The 26,924-nt window shown below is 34.3% G+C and carries 26 protein-coding genes; 5 read left to right on the top strand and 21 right to left on the bottom strand.

Going from position 1 to position 26,924, the window contains the following annotated elements:
• The first annotated feature begins 45 nt into the window (after positions 1 to 45).
• A complete protein-coding gene (locus A9C19_RS01245; protein WP_072578271.1) occupies positions 46 to 1,374 on the top strand; it encodes an HRDC domain-containing protein in 1,329 nt (442 codons plus the stop codon).
• Between the two features lie 287 nt (positions 1,375 to 1,661).
• Here A9C19_RS01245 and A9C19_RS01240 read toward each other — a convergent pair whose 3' ends face one another.
• From A9C19_RS01240 to A9C19_RS01215, 5 genes are all read right to left on the bottom strand, one after another.
• Positions 1,662 to 2,921, bottom strand: coding sequence for an SH3 domain-containing protein (locus A9C19_RS01240; protein ID WP_072578270.1), 1,260 nt, complete (start codon positions 2,919 to 2,921; stop codon positions 1,662 to 1,664).
• A 786-nt stretch (positions 2,922 to 3,707) separates the two neighbouring features.
• Positions 3,708 to 4,022: an ATP-binding protein gene (locus A9C19_RS01230; RefSeq protein ID WP_072578268.1), complete on the bottom strand. Its 315-nt coding sequence runs from the start codon at positions 4,020 to 4,022 to the stop codon at positions 3,708 to 3,710.
• A gap of 237 nt (positions 4,023 to 4,259) precedes the next feature.
• A complete protein-coding gene (locus A9C19_RS01225; protein WP_072578267.1) occupies positions 4,260 to 7,475 on the bottom strand; it encodes a zinc-ribbon domain-containing protein in 3,216 nt (1,071 codons plus the stop codon).
• Positions 7,476 to 7,542: 67 nt separating this feature from the next.
• Positions 7,543 to 8,211: a hypothetical protein gene (locus A9C19_RS01220; protein WP_072578266.1), complete on the bottom strand. Its 669-nt coding sequence runs from the start codon at positions 8,209 to 8,211 to the stop codon at positions 7,543 to 7,545.
• A 163-nt stretch (positions 8,212 to 8,374) separates the two neighbouring features.
• The gene (locus A9C19_RS01215) at positions 8,375 to 8,878 is read right to left on the bottom strand and encodes a hypothetical protein (RefSeq protein WP_072578265.1); all 504 of its coding nucleotides are present in this window, start codon (positions 8,876 to 8,878) and stop codon (positions 8,375 to 8,377) included.
• Positions 8,879 to 9,023: 145 nt separating this feature from the next.
• Between A9C19_RS01215 and A9C19_RS01210 the strand changes: the two genes are divergently transcribed.
• Positions 9,024 to 9,830 carry a hypothetical protein gene (locus tag A9C19_RS01210; RefSeq protein WP_072578264.1) on the top strand — a complete coding sequence of 269 codons (807 nt, stop codon included), beginning with the start codon at positions 9,024 to 9,026 and terminating at the stop codon, positions 9,828 to 9,830.
• A gap of 101 nt (positions 9,831 to 9,931) precedes the next feature.
• On the opposite strand, the gene A9C19_RS21625 is transcribed toward A9C19_RS01210, so the two are convergent.
• From A9C19_RS21625 to A9C19_RS01185, 5 genes are all read right to left on the bottom strand, one after another.
• On the bottom strand, positions 9,932 to 10,078 hold the full coding sequence (locus tag A9C19_RS21625; protein WP_158515037.1) for a hypothetical protein: 147 nt from the start codon (positions 10,076 to 10,078) through the stop codon (positions 9,932 to 9,934).
• 62 nt (positions 10,079 to 10,140) lie between these two features.
• Positions 10,141 to 10,668, bottom strand: coding sequence for a hypothetical protein (locus tag A9C19_RS01200; RefSeq protein ID WP_072578262.1), 528 nt, complete (start codon positions 10,666 to 10,668; stop codon positions 10,141 to 10,143).
• A gap of 273 nt (positions 10,669 to 10,941) precedes the next feature.
• Complete coding sequence (locus tag A9C19_RS01195; RefSeq protein WP_233499266.1) at positions 10,942 to 11,157, bottom strand: recombinase family protein; 216 nt, start codon at positions 11,155 to 11,157, stop codon at positions 10,942 to 10,944.
• Between the two features lie 20 nt (positions 11,158 to 11,177).
• Positions 11,178 to 11,489 carry a recombinase family protein gene (locus A9C19_RS01190; protein WP_338022851.1) on the bottom strand — a complete coding sequence of 104 codons (312 nt, stop codon included), beginning with the start codon at positions 11,487 to 11,489 and terminating at the stop codon, positions 11,178 to 11,180.
• A gap of 278 nt (positions 11,490 to 11,767) precedes the next feature.
• Positions 11,768 to 12,913: an HNH endonuclease gene (locus tag A9C19_RS01185; protein ID WP_072578260.1), complete on the bottom strand. Its 1,146-nt coding sequence runs from the start codon at positions 12,911 to 12,913 to the stop codon at positions 11,768 to 11,770.
• 548 nt (positions 12,914 to 13,461) lie between these two features.
• On the opposite strand from A9C19_RS01185, the gene A9C19_RS01180 reads away from it, so the two are divergent.
• Together A9C19_RS01180 and A9C19_RS01175 are read left to right on the top strand one after the other, a co-directional pair.
• Positions 13,462 to 14,370 carry a hypothetical protein gene (locus tag A9C19_RS01180; RefSeq protein WP_083584244.1) on the top strand — a complete coding sequence of 303 codons (909 nt, stop codon included), beginning with the start codon at positions 13,462 to 13,464 and terminating at the stop codon, positions 14,368 to 14,370.
• A gap of 86 nt (positions 14,371 to 14,456) precedes the next feature.
• On the top strand, positions 14,457 to 14,711 hold the full coding sequence (locus A9C19_RS01175; RefSeq protein ID WP_072578259.1) for a hypothetical protein: 255 nt from the start codon (positions 14,457 to 14,459) through the stop codon (positions 14,709 to 14,711).
• A 436-nt stretch (positions 14,712 to 15,147) separates the two neighbouring features.
• Here A9C19_RS01175 and A9C19_RS01170 read toward each other — a convergent pair whose 3' ends face one another.
• The 6 genes from A9C19_RS01170 to A9C19_RS01150 form a co-directional block, all read right to left on the bottom strand.
• Positions 15,148 to 15,927: a transposase gene (locus A9C19_RS01170; protein WP_072578258.1), complete on the bottom strand. Its 780-nt coding sequence runs from the start codon at positions 15,925 to 15,927 to the stop codon at positions 15,148 to 15,150.
• 30 nt (positions 15,928 to 15,957) lie between these two features.
• The gene (locus tag A9C19_RS01165) at positions 15,958 to 17,511 is read right to left on the bottom strand and encodes a YifB family Mg chelatase-like AAA ATPase (protein WP_072578257.1); all 1,554 of its coding nucleotides are present in this window, start codon (positions 17,509 to 17,511) and stop codon (positions 15,958 to 15,960) included.
• 507 nt (positions 17,512 to 18,018) lie between these two features.
• Positions 18,019 to 18,213 carry a hypothetical protein gene (locus A9C19_RS01160; protein ID WP_072578256.1) on the bottom strand — a complete coding sequence of 65 codons (195 nt, stop codon included), beginning with the start codon at positions 18,211 to 18,213 and terminating at the stop codon, positions 18,019 to 18,021.
• Complete coding sequence (locus tag A9C19_RS21945) at positions 18,206 to 18,364, bottom strand: hypothetical protein (RefSeq protein WP_199445805.1); 159 nt, start codon at positions 18,362 to 18,364, stop codon at positions 18,206 to 18,208. The genes A9C19_RS01160 and A9C19_RS21945 overlap by 8 nt, the downstream gene beginning before the upstream one ends.
• Before the next feature lie 75 nt (positions 18,365 to 18,439).
• Entirely contained in the window at positions 18,440 to 18,877 is a 438-nt protein-coding gene (locus A9C19_RS01155; RefSeq protein ID WP_072578255.1) for a sigma-70 family RNA polymerase sigma factor, read from the bottom strand.
• 352 nt (positions 18,878 to 19,229) lie between these two features.
• Complete coding sequence (locus A9C19_RS01150) at positions 19,230 to 19,436, bottom strand: hypothetical protein (protein WP_072578254.1); 207 nt, start codon at positions 19,434 to 19,436, stop codon at positions 19,230 to 19,232.
• Positions 19,437 to 19,994: 558 nt separating this feature from the next.
• Here A9C19_RS01150 and A9C19_RS01145 point away from each other — a divergent pair.
• The gene (locus tag A9C19_RS01145) at positions 19,995 to 20,714 is read left to right on the top strand and encodes a hypothetical protein (RefSeq protein ID WP_072578253.1); all 720 of its coding nucleotides are present in this window, start codon (positions 19,995 to 19,997) and stop codon (positions 20,712 to 20,714) included.
• A gap of 103 nt (positions 20,715 to 20,817) precedes the next feature.
• On the opposite strand, the gene galE is transcribed toward A9C19_RS01145, so the two are convergent.
• From galE to A9C19_RS01120, 5 genes are all read right to left on the bottom strand, one after another.
• Positions 20,818 to 21,828 (bottom strand): UDP-glucose 4-epimerase GalE, encoded by a 1,011-nt coding sequence (galE, locus tag A9C19_RS01140; RefSeq protein WP_072578252.1) that lies wholly within the window; start codon positions 21,826 to 21,828, stop codon positions 20,818 to 20,820.
• Positions 21,829 to 21,947: 119 nt separating this feature from the next.
• A complete protein-coding gene (locus tag A9C19_RS01135; protein ID WP_072578251.1) occupies positions 21,948 to 23,459 on the bottom strand; it encodes an MATE family efflux transporter in 1,512 nt (503 codons plus the stop codon).
• A gap of 228 nt (positions 23,460 to 23,687) precedes the next feature.
• The gene (locus A9C19_RS01130) at positions 23,688 to 24,749 is read right to left on the bottom strand and encodes a polysaccharide pyruvyl transferase family protein (protein ID WP_072578250.1); all 1,062 of its coding nucleotides are present in this window, start codon (positions 24,747 to 24,749) and stop codon (positions 23,688 to 23,690) included.
• 15 nt (positions 24,750 to 24,764) lie between these two features.
• The gene (locus tag A9C19_RS01125) at positions 24,765 to 25,772 is read right to left on the bottom strand and encodes a glycosyltransferase family 2 protein (protein WP_072578249.1); all 1,008 of its coding nucleotides are present in this window, start codon (positions 25,770 to 25,772) and stop codon (positions 24,765 to 24,767) included.
• Complete coding sequence (locus A9C19_RS01120; RefSeq protein ID WP_072578248.1) at positions 25,765 to 26,916, bottom strand: glycosyltransferase; 1,152 nt, start codon at positions 26,914 to 26,916, stop codon at positions 25,765 to 25,767. Before A9C19_RS01120 ends, A9C19_RS01125 begins: the two co-directional genes overlap by 8 nt.
• Positions 26,917 to 26,924: the final 8 nt, after the last annotated feature.

Below are 26,924 nucleotides of genomic sequence, written 5' to 3'. Positions count from 1 at the left end.
TACATATTTTTTATGGAATATACATACTCGAAAGTGGGATATGAAATGTCTTTTCTTAAAAATGTTTTTAGTGCCTTAACAGATAAAAGAGAAATAAAAGAGCCTGAAATCTATAAAGGCTTTACTGAAGAATCACCTTTGATGACACATCTAACTAGTTTACTAGAAAAGAAAGACGCAACAATTGATTGTAAAAAGGTAGAAAGCCATTTAAAGTTGTTTTCCATAGGGCAAACCGGTGAAAAAAACGTTCTATTTGAACTTCAACACTCAATGCTTCCCATGGTTGTGCTTCATGATGTTTATCTAGAGTATGAGCATTACTCTGCTCAACTAGATTTTGTCATTCTTACTCATAAATTCATTATGGTTCTAGAAGTTAAGAAATTGTTTGGTAATATACATGTTACTGATAAGGGTGAGTTTCAACGAGTTATTACTAAGAATGAAAAAATTATTAACAAAGAGGGCATGTATAGCCCGATCAACCAGGTAGAAAGACATGTAGTCATTCTCGAAAAATTGCTTAAAGATAAAGGTATAATCGAAAGTTGCCCAGTCAAATATGCTGTTACTTTTGCAAATCCTAAAACCATTTTAGACATTTCAAAGCATGCTCCAGCAAATATTCAATCTAGCGTCATTCGACATGATCAAATTAAGACGTTCATCAAAAATGAATTAGCGAAAAAGTCGCCTGTATTCTTGAAAGATCAGCAACTCTACCAAATAGCCGATACAATCCTTGAATCTAGTAAAGAAAAACCATTTAGCATCGAGGATTACAAGCTAGCTTCGGGAGTCACGTCTCAACTGAAACATTCACCTAAAGTTAAACCTACTTCAAGTAGTAGTAGTCGTAAAGAAAGTGATATAAAATCAGCCCTATCAGCATATCGTTTAAGACGCTCAAAAGAACTCAAGGTAAAGCCTTACTATATCTTTACTAATAAAATGGTAGAGAGCCTCTTAGAAAAAAAGCCTCTCACAATAGACCAACTTTTGGAGATTGAAGGGATTGGTGGTAAAAAAGCAGAGGAGTTCGGAGAGGATATAATATCTATTATAAAAGGGACCTATCATGAAGATCCCAGCGCCAAAAAGCCACTAACTAATCATAAAACAACCATTCAGACTGAAAATCTAAGCAGAGAAGAAATAAAAGTAGCATTAACTGCATTTAGAACTAGACGATCGAAAGAGTTAAGTGTAAAGCCATACTATGTCTTCACAAATAACACATTAGAATCGATTCTTGATAGGAAACCTAGTACTCTCAATGAGCTACTAGCAATAGAAGGTATTGGACCAAAAAAGGCGGAGGAATTTGGTCAGGAGATACTAGCGATTATAAAAGGTAGTGCTAAAAATTAACTGATCGCTTAATAAAAGCTGATTACTAAGTAAGCATTGTAAGCTTAGTATGGGAGTATTTCATTATCGCGAAATGGTAGCTGCATACTAAGCTTTAGTTATCATGGGTGATGAAGAGCGTTTTTTACAAAGAGCTTCAAAGTTACCTGGCGTAACATTGCCGATATAGAAAGGGCTGACGATAATAGATGTCAGCCCTTGTTTGTTTATATTAATCCTCATTCGTTGAAACAAGAAATGTCGGCTGGTGACAGCACCTTTTTCGATCATTATTCATAAGCTCCCGATTAATAATTCACCAATTCTGCAGAGGGTGCTTGGATAATCGTTGGATTCTTGCCAGGGTCAAGCCATTTCAGGATGGAAACCATATTGGCTTGTGATACTCCCGTACATCCAAGAGTGTGTCCGCTTGAGACGTGGAAGAAAATTGCACTTCCTGCGCCAGGAACTCTGGACGTATTGTAATTAATAACAAATCCATAGTTATATTGAGGAATATCCATGTTTTCTGCACTCTTCCATTGACCTTCTGTTTTCTTTCGTGACTGCCATGTATTGTAGAGAGAAGAAGTTGAATCATCTACCCAAACATCATCACTCGTAATACTTCTAAACGGAAGCTTTGTCCCAGGATTTCCACTACGGCCAAAAGATGTCCCTATGGAAAATTTTCCTCGAGGACTTTTCCCATCACCTTCTACCTTCTTACTAGCAAATCCATTTTTACCAATGTATCCAGATAGAGATAGAACCTGCTTCCAATGTCCTTCGGTATTCCGTTCAAATGTTTGAATTTTTGCCGAGCTTGTCCCGTAACCGTTGGTCGTAACTAAAATAAGCTGATGATTAGAATCGATACTAGTAAGTTTTTCAGCATCATTTTTAGGTGCTGTATTTTCTTGCTTTTCAGGGAGCGTTACCTCCTTTGGTTGCTCTTTTTTAGCAGAAGATTCACTACTTGCTTTCTTGATTGTATTTTGCTCTGCTGTTTGTTTTGAAGGTGCTGATTCAACTTGTTCTGTTTCAGGCAGTTTCTTTTCAGAGAGATATTTCCCATTCACGTAACCCGAAATTTTGTCAGTTGTAATCTTTAACCAAGCCTCCTTATCATTTTCAATGACTGCTTGTACAGCCTGATTCAATGCAACAGTCCCTACTACTTTGTTTTCTAGACTAGGACCCGACCTGACATTTAGTGAGGAAACGGCAACATATTTCGTAACAGGAGTAGCCACTTTCTCTTGTTTTATTGGCTCCTTTTCTTCCCCTTTAGCATTCTCTTCTTTAACAAGCTCGGTTTGATCTTCTTTCTGATCTTCAATAACTTCAGGAGCTGTTTCTATAGCTGTTTCTTCTACTGGTAATTCCTTCTGTGTTGCCTGTTTACTTGGTATTTTCTCACTTGAAGTTTGAACGGCCGTCTCATTCGATAAATCGTTAACAGTTACCTTTTGATCTTGTGAAATAACCATAACTAGAGTACCAACTGTTAACAAAATCAAAACGAAAACACTAATTAGATATACTTTCTTCTTTTTAAACATCGTCTAATCTCTCCAACTTTTATTTGTCTCTTTTTTAAAAATCTCTTTATTGCGGATTCCGTTATAAACATTGTCCTCTTGTTCACTTAGAATACGTGAATCTAGCACAAGCGGAAAACTCTATGATAAGTTTCTCCCTTGGTCATATCATGAAAGGACTCCTTAACCTTTTTTGGAATTTTTATCTAAGTATAGAAAAATTTATCTTCTACCTCACTATATATAATGGTAGAATTTACATATACGTACATATAATACTATTCGATATCTACCTCTTTTGCAATCTTACATCATGCTAATAGACCTAGCTTTCTAGAAAACTATGAATAGATCAATGTAGATTTATCTAATGCCTATACCCGGTGTTACCTCTAGTAACTGTTAGTCAAAATCTAACTAATTTTAGCTTGTTAATGAAGTGAGCATTACGTAAATTCCAAGAGAGGATCGATCTTAGATGAAACGAAGAAAAAACAATAGGAATCAACTATATTATACACGGAAAGTATCTCATATAATAAACGAGCATCAGCACGAAATTGAACTCGAAACCATCCGATACTCCAATCAATTCTATGTGATCGCAACCATTTGTCAAGATAAGCCTCCCTATCTTGATTGCATGGGTAAAGGTAAAGATCATAATGAGAGAGAAGCGATGAGGCTGGCGCTTAAGGAGTTGTATGGGAGGGCTTATAAGACTAGAGGGTGAGGGAGTGCAAGGGTCAATTTGAATTATTAAAAAGGAACCGAACCGTTACAAATTTCCTTACCATACCTGTTGTACTAGATTTTCCTTGCTGAGATGACGCGTTTCTTTATGTCATTGGGAGACTCACTATCTTTAAAATGGTGTTCTATTAGTTTTACTGCTTGTAAGGTGAAGAGTATATTGAACCGATCTAAGATAGGCACAGACACACGATTTTTGTACGGTTTTATCTGCTTATATGTACAAGTGCAATAGTGACCGCTAGTGCCAAAGTAACCACATGGACAAGGGTTCATGGCGGCGATGAAAATGAAGTTTGTCGGATAGGTTACTGTTGAATGGACACGACTAATGGTTACTGTTTTGTTTTCTAAGGGTTGTGGTAGCATCGCCGTGAGGACGTATGGATAAAAAAATAAATATGCGGATTGATTAACTTTATTATGCAGAACCTATCATTATTTAACATTACTAAGTTGATTGTCCTTCTTAAATAAAAAAATAATCCACCCATAGATACTTTGTCTACCTATTAAGTGGATTACTCTGATTTCGTATTTTTAAATTTCACTTTAAGTCTTATCCTCTAGAATAGGTTATTCACAAGGCTGGACTCAAAATAAAGATTATTCTAGCTCATCCTTTAATCTATAAAATCTTTTTTGACCAATTTTCAATTCTTTCATTATTTTTTTATACGGTGTGTTTCCTGAGAGTAATTTACTGATTTTCTTTTTAAGTTCCTTTTCCTCATTTTCTAGCTTTTTATTTTTCTTACATTTTTCATCATATTGATTTAAATAAGTATTTAAATGATCAATTCTCATCTCTTTTGGTTTTCCATCTATCTTGACCCAAACTGTTTCCCTTGGAGTGTTTGCACTGTATTGTTTAGGGCTCCGTTCATTTCGGTCTTTCATCCATATTTGATTTAATACTTTCGGGTTAATATCATATAAACTGTTCTCTTTAACTTCGTATTTTTCTTCTTCTCTCATTTGTTTTACATAATCAACAAACCGCTCCTGATTGCACTCACTACAGAGCCAGTAATGTTCTGACCGAGCCTTTGTATCAACTCGTTGTTTATAAGAGCCATGTGTTTTACAGATCCAATACACACTTTCCTCACTAGACTTCGTAAGGTTATTATAATCAATACCCATTTCAGCATTCTTTTCATAATCATAAATTTCCGATAAATTATGATGTGTCATAAAGATATGTTCTATCGGTTTTTCAGGTAGCGATAGCTTATGCAGATATATATAATGATAAATCGTCTTTATTGATCTGTTTAATATTTCAGAGATCTCCTCAATACTATAATCTTTATTTAGTAGATTTTGAATCACTTCTGGGGAAATTTTTTGAACCTTTGAAATTCTGTTCTCTTTAAGAAGCTTCTCCTTATATTGCTGAAGCTCACTATGCGAAAAGCCCATCTCCTGCTTTATTTCCAAAAAGCTCTGGCCGTAATCCCTAAGCTTTTTAAACTGTAATTCCATTTCACTATCAAAGTCAAATGGTTGATCTTGAATTTGGTATATTCCGCTCTCAATATATTTTTCATAAACATTATTAATTCTCTTATCCGACACTTTACAATCGTCTTTAATTTTCTGCTTAGTATGTCCTTTTAAAAAACCATCTATTATTTCTTTCTCTTTTTTCTTAGTTTCTTTGTCTCTTTTTTCTTTTCTCTCCAGGCTATCTATAATGTTACGAACAGTTGACGTTCTTTCTTCCCCATTCCACATTACAATAATTTCCTCACTGGAGTTTGCCTTTAAATATTCTGGCCTCATTTCTCCATTTTTATCGTACATCCATATATGCAAAATGTCAGGGTGAGTTTCAGCTATGCTATCTGATACTACTTCATATTTAGGTTTATTTTTAAAATAATCAGTTTTTACCTTTGACATATACGAAGACATACATGATTTACAGCCAATAATCTGTTGAGAATTACACATCGTTTTAATAGGACGTTCATAACTCTCCTTATTACACGTTAAACACTTCCAAAAGACCTTGGTGTTAGACCCTGCTGTAAAAAATTCTGGCCTAAACCCTTCTTTCTTATTCTTTTCGTCGTCCCAATGTTCTTTTAAGTATGGATGTGTTACAAAAAAATGATTTTCCTTTGGATAAAAAAGATGTTTTTGAATTTCAAAGGCATCTTTCTCAATATCAATTTCATCAAATCGGTTTTTCACACTTGATAATTCAGGAAAATTACTACACAAATAATCAAAACTTTTTAAGATACATTCCTTTAAAGAATTAAAATATTCTATTGTTCCAAACCCACTTTTTGTATAGTGAATATACTGAGTTTCTGTTTCCTTGAATTCTAATCTATCTGACTCCCGAATAATAATCAGATCGATCCCTCTCTTAGTAATTTTATGTTTCTTTTCGAGATCCGACTCTTCTTTATCCTTGTGATAATATTCACCGTGATACTCAATACCAAATTTAAAATATGGTAAAAAAACATCTATTTCTAATACATGCGCTTTAGGAATATCACGATTTAAATCAAAACAAAGCTCCGTTTTTTTTGAAACCAACTTTTTAAAATAGTAGTAAATTGCATGCTGAGGAAAAGAAACATTTTTGCCTTTCATACATGTCGGGCAAGCATATCGTTTAACTCGATTTATTGGTGTTGTGTACCATTCCTCATTCTCGCAAACAGGGCAAGTAAAAAAATACTTTTTATTAACCCCGTGTGAAATCTTAAAAGGATTTACTTCCCCATTTTTTTCGTCACTCCAAGAAATAGCCACCTCAGGATAGCGGTACCCAAATGAATTGTGTATACAAATTCTTTGAAGATTACAATATGGACATTTATTTTCATTTAAAGTTTTATTAGAAATTTTTGTATCATAAGAAGGATGAAGCTCCTCTTCAATACAATTAAACACGGCAATCTGGCTACTACCCTTTGAAAATTTTTCCGGTTCAATGCCTAGCTTTAAATTTAATTCAATGTTCCATTCTTTTTGAATCAAGTCTGAATTTAAATCTAGAGGTTCAACTTTTTTGTTATTTCGCTTCTTTAGTTCTATCTTTTTCATAAATTCTCGTTCTGTTATTTCTTTTTCCTTCTCAAATATTTCTTCCCAATTAAGAGGTACATCTGAAGAAAATTCATCCCACACGCTATTATAAAAACTTTCCATTTCATCATTTAAAATGGGATTCCTTTTTTTCCTCTTTGTTTTAAAGTGAGATTTACATGAGTCACAGTAACGAAGCACTTTATAATTTTGAACTTTACATATTTTGCTTTCTTTTTTACACCCTGCACAAATAAAAGAAACCTCTTCTTCTGCCCCAATCCCGACATGAAAAGGGGTAAGTTGACCATTTTGTTTGATATCCCAGTACTGTGTAAAATCTTTTTTTAGATAACCAAAAGAGTTAGTAATACATCTTTTATAATTACCAGCACAATATGGGCAGCCTTGTGTTTCATTAAATAGCTGATAAATTTTCTTTATATAAGGAGGGTGTGTATTGTTGTTTGGACAAATGAAGATTGCAGACTGCTGGGATCCACTACTATATCTATCAGGAAATATCTCTAATTGACTGTTACTTTCCCAGTCCCAAATTTCATTAACTAATTCTCGGTGGGTCTCAATTATAGGAGTATCCGTTTGCCTAGATTTCAAATTATCCCCTTTATTGAGTAAATCTATCAAATAACTTTCCACTATTTTCTTTTCTTGTTTGATATAACTATCCCAATTTATACCTTCTTGATTTTCTAAATAATCTTTAAAAAGATTTCTATATAATTGATCTAATTCCGCTAACTTCATTATCCCTTAACCACCTGCTATTAAAGATTTCTATTGAATCTCATCCGTCATTTACTACCATACATTATTATTCTACAAATGTTTTATAAAACCTACGTTTCTCACTGATGAATTTACGCTTTACTGCTAGTTGAAGTAACTGATCTAACGCTTTATATGAAATAATATTTGCTTCTTGCGTAACTGGGACTCTACCCAAGATACGTTTGAAATCTGATTCAAATAATGGTGGGGGATTTACTGTATCTTTAAAAGCCACATCGCAAATAACATAATTAGAATATTTTCTAGACCTTCTTCGATAATCAACTAGTGCTCTACTTTCTGTTCTTTGTGAGAATCCTGACAACTCTCTAGGCAATGGAGGATTTTCTGGAACTACGCAATTTTTTGGAATATGAAAATTCCTAGTTTTATACCATTTTGCTGCATCCGAATGGTTTTTCATTATCTCCTTAACACATAGAACGGCTGTAAGCTTCCAATGGCTTTTGTTAATTTTTACTCCGAAATTACTTTTTCTCGTAATATATACAACTATGTCACCTTTCCTTAGTTTAGGAGCAAATTTTGATGCTCGACATAATGAAGTTATACTGGGATGCTCATGCTCTAGACTCGGTTCTCGCCTAACTGAACTATCTAAGAATGGATGCAGATTATACTTACTTACCGCTTTTCGACCTGTTGCATTAAAACATAGCGGTGTATATGATACTAAATAAATAGTTGTCAATAATAAGCCCCCCTTATTTTTAAAAACGTTTATTCTGCTTTATTAGTGGTTATAAAACTTAAATAAAAAAACACCAGGTATCTGTATAAAGATTATACAATCACCTAGTTGTTTCTCATATTCTTGTAAGCCCTTCTGCTTTCATCCACTAAACTTACTAGCCTCAAGCTTCCCTTTCTTCACTGTTAAAGACAGAATTAAGAAAATAGCCAATGAACAAAAAGAATAATACAACTGTAGCTGCAACAGCTAAGTTTAAGACTAAGACCCCAAATGTTTTTATTGCAGAGTTTGCCAAAATATAAATGAGTGCTAACGATAAAATCCCTTTCCATACATACGTGAGTTTAGTATTCTCGTCACGAAAAATTGATACACATAGGTGGTATAACACATAACCGAATACAGCCGTTGCAATAAGAAGTAATAATAAAGGTACACCCAAGTTCCATACTAAATCGTACGACATTTCCTTTAGTTCATAGGGTTTATCAAATGCTTCAAGAAAGATGGCAGAAATAGATGACCCTATACTATCAGCCATCTCAGAATATAACTCACCGGCACCTTTCCCCTGAATAGGTGTAGTTAAATTGTCTGCCCATACATGAAACCCTAAAGCTGCCAACATACCAAAAATCATAAGTCCCAACTTCCAATTACCCATATACATTCCCTCCTTATTTCCTAGCCCTCCTTGTACTATTCTTATTAAGTTTTTTGAAAAGTAGGACAAATATTTGTAATAAAAAGGAAACCACACTTGAATGAGACAAACAGAAGCCCGCATATGTTTAACTGAGGTGAGGGTGATGACAACTAGGAGTATGCTGATATGCCCAAGAAATATAGTTACCTATTATCACGATGAAATTAGGAATGAGGAGAGAGCAAAAAAGATTGTCCAAGCACAAAGGGCTAGAAAAAATAGAATTATTCCATTGGTTGCCGAGGAATTAGCTAAAGGTGAATATGTACTGATTGAGAACTTCACATATTACTCTGCTCTATTGAAAGCTCAACCTGAGGTTCGAGTACCATGTCTTGTCTATCCAGGTACAAGCGATGAAGAACGACTTATTCATATCCTTAAAATAAGTATTCCTTTGGATAAAGGAACAAGCTGGCTTTTCAAAAATGAACATGTCATGAAATTAAAACAAGACCATGACTTGTCCGAAAAAGAGATTGCCAGAAAAGCAAATTTTACTACTTCGACTATTAACCAGTATATTCTGGACACAAGAATCCCGCCGCATATAAGAGAAAAAGCATTTGAAATGGAAGCAAAATCAGTACTAGAAAAAGTATGTAGCTCTAAAGTGATTCCCCTAGAAGTAAAAACAATTCTTTATGAAAAAGCTATTATTGAACAGGGGAATGCCTACAGGTTGACTGGGAAGAAGTTTGACTACATGAAGGAATTTTGTTCAACTTGTAATCTACCTCCCTCACTATTAAAGAATACAACCGATTTAGAAAACCTTATAAATAAACTATTATCCTCTAACTTTGAAATTAGTGATCATATGATTAGTTTATTAAATACGTTTGTGGGTTATGATGCAACTGCTTATCAAAGCAAACAGGAGGAATATGAGGAGATATCAATTCATTAAAGTTCATCCACCAACGTGTTATTATTTGTGGGTTCTCTATCTTTATAAAGTAAAAAGGACCCACCAAGCGACTGTATCAGCCTACTCAGTGGGTTCCTTCATTACTTCTTCACCATATAATATTTATGCTTTTTTTGCAGTTGCGGCAAGAATTTCTTCTGCAGCTTCCCCTCTTCAATTAATGGAAGTACGATGCTTTTTCGGAAATAGGATGCTGATATTGTCATCATCGTGTTCATAAACTCCAAGATTTCTCCCCACAGCCGCGGTTCTTCACAATACTCTAGTAAGGCGGTTACCTCTGACCCTTTCAAAAGTCCGCTTGTTTTTTCTTTCGCCTAACGTGGCGTCTAGCTTTCTTTTCCTCTAAAAGCTGATGTCGATAGCTTTCATACCTTTCAACCCTAGACCACTCTATTCCCATACTAAAATGGTAAACTACCTTTCCGTCCTTACAGACCGTTGCTTGCTCGACAAACTGTGAGTAAAGCTCTGCAGGAAAAACATACTGTTGTTCTTCATGCATCTTCTTAACTTGCTTCATTAGCTCTTTAACTTCATGTTTGTATTGCTCCGCCAGCTTCTTACGATCGAAGAACACTTTCAGCTGCTTATGCAGGTTCACTAACTCTCCACTTAAATCATCCACTCTCTTTGAATCTTGCCCGTCTTGATGCAGCTCTTCATCTACCGGTTTATACAGTGCTTGATTCAGCTGCTCAGTCCTTTTTTGAACCTCCTCTTCTTGTTTCCGTTTCTGGTTACTTAACTCCGTTTGAGAAATGACCTTACTTACTTCTTCCTGAAATGCACCATTTTGATGAAGTCCCTTTAACATGTTAGTAAAGTGCTGTTCGAAATAGGTTTGTTGAAAACAATGCGAGGAGCAGCCATCGACAGCATAGTATATTTGAGCTAGCCTACAAACCCATGGGTGAACTTCATATCCTTCATCATCACCACGTCGTTCTACAGTTAGTTGATGTGTAAAACCATTTCCACATTCTCCACATTGAAGCTTATCTATAAAAGCCTCATTTTTATTGTTATTTTTCGAGTATTTCTTGTGATTACGAGTCTTAAAGGCCGTCGAGCGCTCTTCAACGATTGCTTATACAGCCTCCCACTCTTCCGGATCAATAATCGCTTCATGAAGGCCTTCAATATAATATTGAGGTAACTCTCCTTGATTAGTTGCTACCTTTTCTTCTAAAGTATCTAGCATAAAATATTTTTGATAGAGGTAGTCGCCTTTATAGACAACATTTGTTAGGATTTCCATCACAGTGCTTAGGCTCCAAATCTCTCTTCCTTGTGGGGTAGGAATCCTGTCCTGAGTTAACGCTGTTATGATTTGCGTATAATTTTGCCGTCTTGTATATCAGCATAAATTCGACGTACAACTTTGGCCTCTTCTTCATCAATAAGCCATCGATGTTTCTCTCCGATACGATATCCATAGTTTGCAGTTCCTACTTTAATGATGCCGCGTTTGGCCTGACTTCTTTTTCCCCATGCGATCGAGTTTCCGATATTGATGCTTTCCTCTTGAGCAATACTTCCGACGATTGTAATCATCAACTCGCTGTCGGCATCTTCTGTATAGATGTTCTCTTTCTCAAAATAAATGTGTACCGGTCTAGGTAGAGACTTTAACAAACGTTTCGTTTTCAACGGTTTCTAAAGTGTTCCGACTAAACCTCTAAATGCTCTTACAGCGGATCAATGCTTGGAGCTGGATGGATAAAAATACGCAAAATATAGATTAAAATATCCGAGTATCTATTATATAATAGACGGTAATTTTCCACCTCTCTCCTTCTAATTCCTCGGTTCATTTTTATAGCGGATTTCACCCCATAAAACGCAAAAAATGGCCCACCTCCTAGTTTGGAGATGAGCCTAATTGGTCGTTTTTCTTCTATATAAACTTGGTTTTATTTATTGAGATACGGCATCTGCTCTATAATTTTTTCTTCTGCTAATCTCTTAGCTTTTTCAATATCCTTAAACCTTCCATAATATGTACCTTTAACATTTACAATCCAATCCTGATTAGTTTCGTCCCAAGAGACACCTCTGATACCACTTTTACTTCCTTTTCTTGCTCCTTGCCTGTTTTGTTGATTCTCACTGATAGTTGCATTCATCAGATTACTTTTTCTGTTATCAAGCGTATTATGATTTCGGTGGTCTGTAACCATCCCCTCAGGAGTGTTCATTATAAATCTGTGAAGATAAATCCGTCCCTCTGAAGTATTGGCAACTGCGTAAGGATCCCCATTCCCTTTGAAATAGAACCATGTAAATCCATTGGCTTTTACCCGCTCCAGGTCGTCTCTATCAATTAATGTTCTAGCTTTTTCTTTGCCATGCTTATCCCTTAGAATAATAGCAACCGCATCATCTTCTACCTCTTCAAAATCATTAATCATTTCTTTACTATAGACCTTCAAGTTTGATTTACAATTATTCAAAGTGTCTTTATCTGCATGCCTAATTGGCTCCTTGTTAACCACTCCCATAATAAAGGAATGTAACGTGATTTTCTTCCGGTGCTTCTTACCCTCAACATAATAATAACTAACATTATGAACCAGATAGTTTTCAAAGTCAGAATGCCACTCAGCAAACCAAGTACCTTTGTCTAATACTCTTTGGAGATCCTCTGCATCAATTTGAGTAGTTAATGAAGAGCCGCCGCGCCTTTTTAACTTTAGATAAGCTTTATCACCGTTAACCGTATACTCATTACCTTTTACAATCTGAACCTCTTGGTATCCAACAGTTAAATTGCTTTTTCTATGATCTAGCTGGTCACCATTTATAAATCTTACTGGCGAGCTATCAGTCACATCTAAAATAAAGCGGCTCAACGGAATATTTATCTTAACTTTATTTTCACGATATGTACCCTTGATTTGCCATCTATCTCCTCGTACCTTTGTTGCTCCCCATGAATTAGGAAAGCTCTTCACTTTCTCTAAATCCTCTGTATCAATAATAATTTCTAGTATTTCTCCGTCCGGTCTATTAATAAAGACAATCGCTTGCTCACCTTGTGTTTTATAATTATTTTTCATAATGATCACCACCTACTACATTTTACCATTTCCTCACTAATAAAAGCATATAATCTATTAAAGTAAAGTTATATCAGGTAAATTATATTCGGATCTTTATCAGATAGTTCATCTGTTATTTGTTTTAGGGTTTGATTATAGAACTCTTCCTTTATTCACAACACTACTAAATGCAATATTATAAGGTGAAAATGGGAAAATCACCGCCTTATCTTCCACCTACAACCCTAAAGGCAAAAGAATCGTAGCAACAAGCATTAGAGCTCATAATTGAAGAGGAAAACAAGCAGTCTAGATTGGGGATCATTCAATTTTAATTAAATAAAATCTTTTCATGTAAATGGAAATGTCTAAGTATAGGATAATCTGTCATGGTAAGAAGCATGAGATCCGTCCCTTTGCTTCTTTTCTATAGATTATCTCTCATGATTCCGATAAAATTAATCTTGGAAAACATTTCTAAAGTAAAGGGAATGCAGATTGATAGACGTTAGTTTCATTTCGTTATCTACCATTCATTCTCTCTACTTCAAATTAGGAGGTCACTCATGGAAACATCAAACACAAGTTTTAAACATTCTTTCTTGAAAGGCTCTTTACTAGTATTCGTTGCTTCTTCATTACTCGTAACCCCAACTATTAGTGAAGCAAAAAGTGAAAAACCTAATAAAACACACTTTGCTAACATGGAAGTAACGAAGTATCCCTCTGAAATCGTTAAAGGAATTAGTTTAACACTTAGACAAGAGAAACACGGAAAAATAACACCTAGTGAAATAACAGAACTCATTGAAAATATGTCGAAAGTAAACGCTATGGATTCTTATTTAAAAACCTATTCACAAAAGCTAACTGGTTCAAAGGTAAGAGAGATTGTTCACCAAATTTATCACATCGACCTCGATGCTATATCTGACTTAGGTGCCGGAACAAAACAAAGTACTTATCCTGCAATGATAACTAATAGCATAAAACAAATAGTGGATGTGGAAGAAGTCGATACATATATTAGTACTCTCTCAAAATCGGATATTATGGACTTGTACGTAGAAGCTCATCACTATGACCTAACACCAAGTGAATTAAGAATCGTCATTAATTTAATATTTGGCACAAACTTAGATGGCATTTCTTCACTAGAAAATTCAGGAATAGGTCTATTTTCAAAAGGCCAATGGATAAATCAATCAAATGAAGACCTCTTTATTATTCACACAAGTGATGATGATGTAGATGTAAGAATCTATCCAACAGACTACTTCAAAGAAAGAACTGGTTTACACGAACTTCCAACTGACTTGCAGGATTCCCTACAACAGATGGGTTATACCTTTAATGAAGATGTCGGTGCCTATTACTATGCTGATCCTAATGGACAATCGGTAGCTGATTCCTTCAAAGGACAGACGTTGGGGTTACTTATTAAATATATTAGTGTTAACTATTCAGATCTGTAAGAGGTCAAGGTCTCAGGAACATCTATGTAGAAAAGAGGGATTCATCCCTGTGCTTTTGGTGAAGCTACATTTAGGAGGGTAAAAAGATGGACTGGAAAGATAGTTATATTAAACTAGATTATATTTCTCGAGAGATTGAGCAGTTTAATAGTGAGTACGGTGATGAAATTGAATTAGAGATCGTCCATTTTTATGATCACTTTCGTGCATTTGCAACCATTTGTCAAGACGAATCCCCTTTTAAAGACTATTTTGCAGAAGGAGTCGATTATCGTAGTAGTGATGAGGCATCGAAAAAAGCGCTTGAAGAGCTTTATCGACAGGCGTACTACATATGTTAGGTTATAATTTTTCTAATAATAGATAGTTTATAAGATTCACTTTTCTGAGACTTTTTTTAAGATGGGCCGGGGTTTATTCCTTGGCTCATTTTATCATCTTGACGAGACTTGCATATAAAAGAGTAGCCAACTTGGATTAATCATCTCCAAATACACAATATATCACGACACTTGTCTAAAATTACTGTTTGTATCTTTTGTTTTTGCTCCTATGAGGAACTGTTTTGCGAGGTATTCATCCCTGTGCTTCTTTCTATCATAAGAGGGGTTGAAAGAAATGGAAATCATGTAGCTCATTTTTTTCTGATCAAATCATAGAAAGTGGATCATATGTAGATTAACAAAATACTAATGAACTGAACAATAATTATTATTCTGTCAGGATCAGGGGGAGCTATGCGTTTTAAGAAGCACGAGATCTGTCCCCGTGCTTCCCCTAAGCCTTAAACAAAAGATTAGGAGAAATCCCCAGAATTCTTGCGGCTTGTCTTTGGGAGAGTCCGTTAATTTGCTTTACTTTTCTTAAGATTTTATTTCTTTGCTCGCGAGGTAAGCTTTTTATTTGCGGAATGTGATAGCTTCCGAGACACTTTTTTATTTCTACCCTTGCTTGATCATCTGTTAGTCTAATCTTTGTTATTTCGTAATCTTCCAAGCATTTGTCATTACTTATCTTCTCATTAAATTCTTTAAATCTAGATTGGGCTATTTTCTTGATAGGGGAAAATTGCTGTAGGATATAGCCCGATTCGAGGAGATAAGGTGGATAAACACTTTTACCATAGTATCCCAGACAACTGCTCCACTTCCATTCATTAGGATATGTAACAATACATGCTTTAACTGGATTTTGATGAATGTATCTCGTGACTGTTAGTAAATATTCTAATGATTCAACATTTTCACTTTTAAAGCGGTTTTGGAATAGGTGACCATTCGTATGATATTTCCAGTTATAGTAGTTTGCGTAGCTTATACCGATTCGTTTCATGACTAGAGAGATTTCCTCATTCCCTTCCTTTACTAGGAAATGAACATGATTCCCCATTAAGCACCAGGCATAGACTTTCATTGCTGTCTTATCTTTATATTTTTTTAAGATATCTAGAAATTTGATTTTATCGTCATCATCGTGAAAGATTTCCTGCTTATTAGCTCCTCGATTGATGATATGGTAGATCCCAGTACTACTTTTCGTTCTAGCGCTACGAGGCAAAAATATCCCTACTTCCTTTATTTTTATAGCCTAATGAAGTTTATCGATAAAAGGATTTTTTTCTTCTCCTAACAAAGATAAAGATGAAGGTAATATTAATTTTCTAAGAGCCATTGCTTCCATGAGATCTTGATCAGATATTAAATCCTCTCCATTGATGTCTGCAATTGTTCTTGCTAAACGTATGATTTTAATCTGAACTCGGTTGCTAAGACCTTCTTTACTAGATACTTGCTGCAAGTCGTTTTGTTGCTCTGAAGTTAAGGGACTGCTTTGTATTAACTGTTCAAAAGGAACTGAACCATTACAAATTTCCTTACCGTAGCGGTTATATTGAATTTCCCTTGCTGAGATGACGCGTTTCTTTATATCATTGGAAGACTCGATATCTTGAACATAGTGCCCTTTCAGATTCACTGCCTTTAAGGTCAGCAGAATATCAAACCGATCTAAGATAGGACCAGATACACGATTTTTGTACGTTTTTATCTGCTTATCTGTACAACTACAATAATGATCACTAGATCCGAAATAACCACATGGACATGGATTCATGGCGGCGATAAAAATGAAGTTTGCAGGATAGGTTACTGTTGAATGGACACGACTAATGGTTACTGTTTTGTTTTCTAAGGGTTGTCGTAGCATGTCTAACGTTTTTTTAGAAAATTCTCCTAATTCACCTAGGAAAAGAATGCCACGATGCGCTAATGAAACTTCACCAGGTTTCGGAGAGGTTCCACCACCTATGACTGAAACGGATGATGCAGAATGATGAGGGTGACGAAAAGGAGGTTGAGCAGGGTCGTGATACGATGCACCCGCAATTTGATAGAGACTTATCTTCTCCAATTGGCCTTCTTTTGACAATGGAGGTATGTTTGACTGAAAGGTTTCGGCTAATAAACTTTTTCCACATCCTGGTGGACCATCCATTAAAACAAAATGCTCCCCACTTGCGGCAATTTCCAATGCACGCTTAGCAACATCATGCCCAATGATCTGATTAAAATTACGCAAAACAGGTTGTATCTCTACCCTCTTTTTTTGCGGTCTAGTAAATGTGAGGAGTTGTTGACCACGTAATACATCAATAACATCTTGAAGTGTTTCAATGTATACAAGCTCTAACCCTGGTATCTCAATATTTGGAATCATAGGGTCGTATGGGAGAAAAAGTTTGTCTAGTTGTAATTTCTTAGCTGCGAGGATCGCTGCAAGCATACCCTCAACTGGAAGAATTGATCCATCTAAAGACAATGCTCCAATAAAGCCTGAATCCTGTGGAATCAACTCTTTTAAAAAGTTTCCACTTTTTAAAACTGCCACTGCAATAGCAAGGTCGAATAAAGGACCATTTTTCTTTTGTTCTGCTGGTGATAAATTAATGGTCACTTTCATATCAACTAACGAAAACCCTAAACTATGAAGAGCTGCCGAAACACGTTCCTTCGACTCCTTTACCGACGCATCCGGTAACCCTACTATAATCATCGTTTCAATCCCATCTTTCACCTGCACCTCCACTTGAACCCGATATCCCTCTAGCCCTTTTAATCCAATGCTCGTAACTTTTGAAGACATGACAAATTCCTCCAATCTATAAACAAAGACCTACTCCTTTGTATGTAAAATGATTAAGCTCCTCAACTATAATTTAGCGCCAATTTAATAGGATTTTAGATAGTACTATGATTCGTTATCCCGCCGATGCGAATTCCCGATAAATCGTGTTCCCTGAGTTATTAAAATGGGATTGAGTAGTAGATTGAAATGTTACTTATTATGTCGTTGAAAGAAAGAACTTAAATCGAAAATCTTCTAAGATGTTAGCGGTATACTTATGTGAGGGTTCAACTACTTACTACGGTCCTATGTTATATAATTCTTTCTATTTTCACAACACGATTAAATGCATTTTTAATAGAAGAAAACTGGAGAATCATACCCTTATCTTCATTACAACCTTAAGAGAAAAGTAGCGTAGAAACAAGCTTTAGAGCTATTTAATGCAGAGGGAAACTAGCAAACTAGATGGAAATCATACAATTTCAAGTAAATAAAATCCTTTTTTAAAGTAAATGGGAATATCTAAACAGGGAAGTAAGAAGCATGAGATCCGTCCCCTTGCTTCCCCGGTTCCTTGTTCTTCTTAGGTTGTTCTTTTTCAGCGGGAACTGCAAAGTTTGTTTGATTGCTTTCTAATGCAAATACTAATGTTTCAATACTTCCTGCTAGATTTCGTAAGTCCGTCACTACATCAAGTGCAAGTTTCGTTTTACTCATTTGCTTTTTCTCCTTTCTTCTCATTTTGTTCATCAAGCTGGCTCAGTCGATTAGCTAGCCTTTTAGAAACAATACTGATAGCCGTAAGAACACCAACCATCTCTTCCTGCATATCTTTATTGACACCCTTTTGCTTTACTTGTGTTGTCATCACAGGTCACCTCCTTTTCTTTAGATATGGCCCTTCACTTATTAGCCAACGGGAAGGGTGGTTTGGTAACCAAAATTACAAAAAATATTTTTTAAGCTTGTCCAATACTTTGTTACGGCGCTTTATAACAGCTACATGGGAGATATTTTCTTCTTCTGCCACCTCTCTCACCGTCTGGTCGTTATAGTAAAGAGCCTGAATAAGCTCTTGTTCCTTTTCATTCAGTTCGGCCATCGCTTCTTGTAAAATCAACATTGTTGCCTTATCACAAAGAATATCTTCTATCATTTGGTCATCTTCAAAGTCACCGCCTAGATCCATCAAACGATTGATTGAATCTTCTTTGCTTGGGATAAAATCAACCGTTTCTGCTTCAGGGTCAACAGCAATCCGTCCAACTTTAATATCCTCTTCTAGGTACCGCTCTCTTCTTTTCATTTTGTAATACTCTTTGTAAATCTCTTCGCTAACACAGACCTGCTCCTTGCCGATTTTGATAAAAAACTCACTCATTCTCTTTTCCTCCTATAGCCCGGCAAGGAGCCGTAGGGGAAAAAGAGACAAAAAAATAAGCCGGACACAGAACGCCCAACTGCATTATTTGCAGGGCGATCCATGTCCGGCTTATAGGTAGTTCACACCACGACTCCATTGCTCGGTACCGATTATTTTTGATTCAATGTGCATTCACTCGCTAGATGATCATTTTTTCTCAAAATATCGATCATCCGGCCTGGGTAATGCAGTCGATTCCTCGCTCGGTATCATCGTGATATGAACTTTTTATATAAATAAAAAAGGCCCAGATATATCAGTTATGCATCTACTGATTTATCCGGACCTTAAGGTAGATTAGATTTGCAACTCATGGCGAATCGTTATCTCCTTTTCGTCTCGTTATTGGTTTTCCATTAACTTGTTTAAACTCTCCTGTTGCAAGTTCAACTTCCCAAACCCGCTTACATCTTCCGCACTTCGTTTGTACTGGACCGGAAGCTTTATTCCCTTTATCTAGCAGCCTGTAACCACATGCAGGACATTCAACTCGCATTACACTAGCTTCTTTTATCATTTGTATTCCTCCCAACTGTGTTGAAGCTTATATATATAATTGTTATTTCAATATTAATATTTTACATAAGAACACATGTTCTGTATAGTAAGAATTGTAAACTGTTGTCAAATAGTCATGACAAATAGTTTAGCTATAGCTACACAGCTTCACCATGTATTTGATTATTAATGATAGAAACGTTTATAACCTTTTTACACTTAGGACATTTTATTTCTAATACCGCTTCCTTGGCTGAAAGCATGTCCATTGCAGAACTGGGCACTTTACCGTTGTATTCATACTCTACATCTCCTCCACGATACATTAAGTCTAGTTTTTTATATCATTGTTTATGTTTCATATTTATATTGTTTGTAGTCAATGGTAGTGGCAAAAAAAATAGGGAAATTAGCACAAACAACAAAAAGATAAAATTCCGCCTTCGATTTTCGAATTAATTATAGCATGATGTTTGACTAAGTACAACACTTATGTGTATTAAATTTTAATTTAACTTTGACTACAGTCAATGATTTGGATATAATATAATTATAAGATAAGATGAGGTGAATTATAATGGATAGTGAGGAGCAATTCAATAAAGAGGAATTTGCTAATCTTCTTGATCGGGCGAAGGGTGAAAGATCCATAAATAATTTCGCTAATGAAACGGGTGTAAGTGCCGCTCACATCTCCAGGTTTCTTAGAAAAATGATCGTTTCACCTCCAACTCCGGAAACGATATCAAAATTTGCTGCAAAAGCTCAAAACGGGGTAACATATCAAGATCTTATGATTGCAGCGGGGCATTTAGCTCGACATGATGATTTAGATGAGAATATAGAAGTGTCTGTTAAAAAGGAATCTCCACTGAATATAAAAAGACAAATGAGTGAATTAGAAAAGAAATTTATCCAAGTCATTTTAGCTGATTTATACGAGAGTCCATTCAAATGGAGCGTGGAAAAAAATGAAGGAAGATTTATTGGTCCAGATATGGTCCTTAACATTGATTATGAAGGTTACAATAGATGGTATTTGGAATTTATGCCAAGCATTCCTGACCGCATCCATTTTTCGAACATGAAAACTATTCATGTTTATGGACGTATTGCAATGTATGAATTACTTGAGTCGGATAAATTAACTATTGTTGTTAATGATGAAAAAGAATTTATTAGAATGATGAAAAGACCACCATTATCATTAAGAGCTAATTTGTACGTAATGCTTATAGACCTTGAAGGGGGTAAAATTATAAAAGAAGAGACATTGTGTAAATATAGAAAGGATTAAATACAGGGGGATTATGTGGTCCTCTTTTGTGCTGGAAATGAATTAAATCAATACAAATAAACCCGTCAAGCCATTTATTTTTGACTCAACGGGTGATAAACATCTATTTGGATTCAACTAAATCCTTATATTTCTTTTCAAACCGCCAAGCATCTCGGCACATGGCAATAATATCACGTTTAGCTGTCCAGCCCAGTTCTCTCTTAGCCTTGGAAGCATCAGCATAGAACGAAGCAATATCTCCAGGTCTGCGATCTGCTATTTCATAAGGAACTTCAATACCATTAGCTTTTTCAAAAGCTTTAACCAGCTCTAGGACGCTGGTCCCTTTACCAGTTCCCAAATTATAAACATGGGCACCTTCCTTGAGATTATCTAACGCTGCAACATGCCCTTCTGCTAGATCCACCACGTGAATATAGTCTCTCACTCCTGTACCATCCATTGTTGGATAGTCATTACCAAACACTCGCAGCTTCTCCAGTTTTCCTTTGGCAACCTGAGTAACGTATGGCATAAGGTTATTAGGAATTCCATTGGGTGCTTCACCAATTAAGCCACTTTCATGGGCACCAACTGGATTGAAATAGCGAAGAAGAGCAACAGAAAATTCTGGATTTGCTTTAGCTATATCGGTAAGAATCCTCTCACTCATCGCTTTTGTTTCACCGTAAGGATTTGTAGTAGGTAATAGGTTCATTGTTTCTACAAATGGTACGGTGTTGTCTCCGTATACTGTTGCTGATGAACTAAAAACAAATCGGTTCACATGATATTTCTTACAGGCTTTAGCGAGAACCATAGTACTCACGATATTGTTGTAATAATAGGTTAATGGTATTTCTATAGACTGACCTACTGCCTTTAAACCAGCGAAATGAATTACTCCATCGATATTATGGTTAGTAAAAATATCGTCTACAGCTGATTCGTTAGTCACATCAATCTGATAAAAAGTTAATTCTTCTTTTGAAATTTGCTTTATTTTATCTAATGCTTGATTTGTACTATTGTAAAGGTTATCAGCAACTATTACTTTGTGTCCCGCTTTTAACAAAGCAACACATGTGTGAGACCCTATATACCCCGCACCACCTGTTACTAGTATGTTCATATATAATAATACCTCCCGTTCTACTTATAATTTTAAAGCCTATAAATTTAAAGTTGGCTAAAAATGAGTCAATTTCAATTCAATATCTTTACCTTTTATCCAATTAATAATCAACTGTATTATTTCACTATTGATCTAATTAGGTTTATTAGTATTTGTTTCTCTTCTCTATTTAATAATAGTACGTAAGAAAATATTAAATAACCAAGAGTTACAATAATACCAGTACTTATTAATGCACCCCATCCAGTTATATCAATATACATTTGTAAAAAAATACATAAACCAACAGCAAATAACGCACCTATAATTGGTTGTAGTACACCTTTATAATAGATAGAAAATTGTTGTTTCGTAATATAAGAACTATACAAAGGAATAAATAAAAAATTCTTTAAAATTAAAGCTATAGAGCCAGCTAGTACAATTCCATAAAGCCCCAATACTGTATAACCTGCTAAATAAACAGCCAAGATTAAATTTAGAAAGCCTAAAAAGAGCGTTACAATACCAGGAACTCTCAACCTATTTACTGCTGTGTATATATGGGTTAACGGGAGAACACTTAATGTAAATATTAAATAAGCTGAATTTAAAATTAGTAACCATTTATACTCTATAAATTCAGGACCCAACCAAACATCTAAAATTGCACCTGCCATGCCACACATTAATGCTGCAGGTAAGGCTATAAGTAATCCATTTAATTTTACAGCTTTATTTGAGTATATAATAAGTCCATTCATATTATTATTCGCATAATTTTTAATAATTACCGGTGCAAATACACCTGCAATAATGCTAGCTATAGTCCTTAGTAATAATGGTAATTGTATTATTGCTGCGTATATACCTGCTTTAGTAGCTCCAAGGACATTGTTTGCTACTAAAAGCTCAATAGCTAAAAATAACAATACTCCTATTTGACCTATTGAATTCCAAGCCCCTGCACTTAATAGCTCTTTTAACTTTTTGAAACTAAAACTCTTAGTATTTAAAGAGATTTTGGGAATTACCTTCTTAAAAATATAAATACTAATAAATAAAGAAATCAATCCCGCAATCATTGCACCAAGATTCACATACCATATTTTAGGTGTTAAAATGGTAAGCAGCACTATAATAAATAGTGCCTTTAATATAGCATTCGAAGCTTCAATTCCTTTAGTTATATATAGCTTATTTTGAGAAAATGGTCCCGCCAAAAACAGTGACTTAATGAAAGTAATTATGACTAATGTACCACTGAACAATAAAGCCAACCTTACATCATTTAATAAGTTTAATGGTACATTTATTAATTTATCAATATAGATTATAGCTACGACTATTAATGAGAAAATAAAGACTGATCCAACTAAAGAAGTAATTAGATAAGTATTAAAATAACCTTCAGCTTTATAGTAACTTTCTTGAGTAATAGCTACCGTAAAAAACCTAGCGATAACAGAACTAAGTGCAACTGTTAACACTGATAATATACTGATTAGATTTTGTGTTAAAGGAATGAATCCATAAGCTTCCGAACCTAGATTACTAATTATATAAGGTGTCATCCAGAATGTAATAAATGCTGATAAAAAAAATGTAATAAAAGCAGCACCTAAGTTGTATACGAGATTGTGTTTCATATTTTCTCCTCCCCAATTACCACCAAATATATTATAGAGGAATTTTAATAGAATTATATTATATAGTTTTAATCCACTATACTTTAACGGTGGGAGGGCCTTTTTTGTTTTCTTCACATCGATATCATAATCAATATAGTAATTAAGAACGCAACCAATTTAACTAGTATTTTTAATGGATAATCCTCCACAAATTTCATAGAATGCAATTAAAGATATTTGTAAAATTTATGTCAGAGCCTTTAAAATATCTTTAAACTCATCTCCTAAATTCAAAAGTTTGATTTCCCCAATATCAGATTCCAACAATACTGAAATCTCTTTTTTTAATCTTTTTAAATCAAATTCACTTAACATATTAATATAAGATAATTCTTTTAGCCACGCATTATATACACCTGAAATTTTCATGTTTGAATTATCTAAGGCAATACAGGGAGTTCCCGTTATAGCACAAAATATCATACCGTGCAATCGATCGGTAATTACAAGTTTTGATCTTTTAAAAGTATCCCAAATCTTCTGTAATTCCTCTTCTCTTTCCTCTATATTCATATTATTCTTACTAATATGAGTATCGTTAAATTTAACCTCACCATACTTTTTAACACTGTTAATTAATTGAATTTCATCATCTTGAGATAACTTTTTTTCGCCATCCTTTCGCAAACAAAAAGTAATTCCTTCTCTAGATAATTTTGGTTCTGTTAAGTCAAGTGAAAGAACAATATCGGGCACAAACAGTACTTTATCACTAAATTTTTGTTTATAAATTTCATAAGACTTTTTTTCTCGCGCAATTAAAATCAATTCATTATTTTCTTTATAAACTTTAATTGCCTTTTCAAAAGCCTTTTTTCCGTATGGTGTTTCTGAAAAATCTACTGTTTGAGGAAAGGATATTATTTTATTTTCAGGAAACTGTTTAATGATAAATTGACGGCAATATTCTATATCATCATACATGTCTCCTGTATTCCCTCCACCAACAATTGTTATGATATCATTCGGAGTACATATTTTTTTTAGGGCTTTCATATCAGTAAAAGTTCTACTTATTGGAAAATCTATAACTTCATATTCAGGGAAATTTTCCTTTAAAAATTTTGTTTGAGCATATGTTATTGCAACATCCCCCAAATTGCCATAATCTGCAGCCAGTGCAACAATTATCTTCTTTTTTGATTTATCGACATTAAATGGATTTGATTTCACATTACTTAGACAGTATTTTAAATATAATTTCTTTCTAATTACTTCTTTTTCAGTAAGGAATAAAATGTTTTCCATCTCCTTTACACTTTGTCATTGGAAAATTTTATAGAAGTTTAGCAAAATAATACTTTGTTTTAATTTAACTAAAATACAAATTACTTTATCTTTGAAAGACAATGAATTTAGCCCTTTTATCATTTCCTTGACTTCTGGTTCTTGAAAAAGTTTGTTGAGAAACTTTCTTTTTTGAGTATCACTAATATTTTCTTCAACACTTAAACTTCTTATTGTAGTTTTTAATGCACCAAAACCCAAAGAGGCAACGATACTAGAAATCACCTTATCCTCCTGTCCCCAAGCTTTTAAAAGACTTTCTACAGCACGAATGCCATTTTGTTTTATCTGAAAATAATTTTCATAAAATTTATTCCCCAGAGTTTCTCTTGGACGTTGCATATAATGAACTAGTGGATCACCAATAAATACGATTTTTTTGCAAATAGATAACACAGAAGAATTGAAAACAATATCCTCTACCAAAGATAGACCTTTTGTAAATTTGAAATTATTCTCATTTAAAAAATGCCGATTATACATTTTATTCCACGCATAACCCAAGTTACCAATTAGTTTTTTCTCAATTTTTAAATCTTTGAAATCATCTCTACTGAATACACCAGGTTTATGATCACTTATTATAGACTTTAATAGATTTTCATTTTCGTCTACATAATCAGCAAAAAAGCTCCAAATTACTACTTCAGAATTACTTGATTCTGCAGCATTAAGAGCTTTTTCTACCATATTTTGCTCAACGTAATCGTCACTGTCAATAAAAATTATATAATCTCCATTTGCTATTTCCATACCTGCATTTCTTGCATCAGAAAGGCCACCATTTTTCTTATGAATAACCTTAACTCTATTATCTATCTTAGAATATTCTTCACATATTTCAGGGCAGTTATCAGGAGACTCATCGTTTACAAGAATAATTTCCAAATTAGAATATGTTTGGCTCAATAGCGAGTCAACACATCTATTAATATACCTCTCGACATTGTAAATTGGAACTACTATTGATACTACTTTATTCATTATCAGCTACCTCATCAAATATTGGTTGGCCTTCATATAAATCAATAAATAATTTTTCTATTTCTTCTACAGTCTTTTTAGTATTGAAATATTTAGAGCGTTCATTAGCTCTATTCTTATAATATTTTATGAGTTCCTCATTATTTATTAGTTTTACTAACTCCTCATAGAGAGCATCTTCACTATTCTCAACAATTATTCCATATTCATTATTAGAACCAAGCATCTCTTCCATTCCTGAACAAAGAGTAGTAATTACGGGTGTACCTACAATTAATGCTTCAGTTACCACAGTGCTATACCCTTCATGATATGAAGAGCATACAAATAAATCTGTATTTCTTAAATACTTATATGGATTATTTTTATACCCTAATAATGTCACAACAACATCTAGGTTATGTTGATTTATATAATCATTGAATTTGTCTCTTAAATGCCCATCTCCTAATATATATAGATGAAATCTATAACTATCATCTTTTAATTTTTTTACAATTCTAAGTAGGCGATCATAACCCTTTTGCTCTGTTAAATTACCTATTGTAATTAAATTTATTCGATTTTTATCAAATTCAATATCATTAATTTCTTCAAGTGATTTCCTCAATATTTCATCAGTTTCTACGGTATTATATTTGACAATATTATTTTTTTTCAATTGAGTTTCACGCTCGAAAATAACTTTTGCAGTATTTGCAACAAATACCGTCGCATCATATTTTTTATTACAATCTACAAATTCTTTATAACTTCTATAAGACTTTGCTAACCTTTCTTTAGTCATTTCGTTATGAATCCAATTTAACTTTTTAACATTACTGTCCTTGTTTCCACTAATTATCCTAGTAGTCGCCCCTTGCATAAACGAAATAACTATATCATAACCGTTTCCAACCATTCTATTATACAAAAATTCAGGAGAAAAAAGCTTTTGAATATGTTGATTGCCACGAAAAAGCCTCTTGAACACATACCTATATTCTACATCCGAACCTAAATACTGTTTATTAATGCCAGAATCAAACATAGTTAAAAGAGTTACCTTAAATCTTGTTTTATCAATGTTATTTACCAAATTGACAAGTACTTTTTCAGCGCCGCCACCTGATAAGTCATGAATAAAAAATAGTACTCTAATCATAATTTACT

Source organism: Bacillus weihaiensis (assembly GCF_001889165.1).
Taxonomy (GTDB): domain Bacteria; phylum Bacillota; class Bacilli; order Bacillales; family Bacillaceae; genus Metabacillus; species Metabacillus weihaiensis.
The sequence above is the reverse complement of the archived record's forward strand: the minus strand, read 5'-3'. Positions and strand labels throughout refer to the sequence as shown.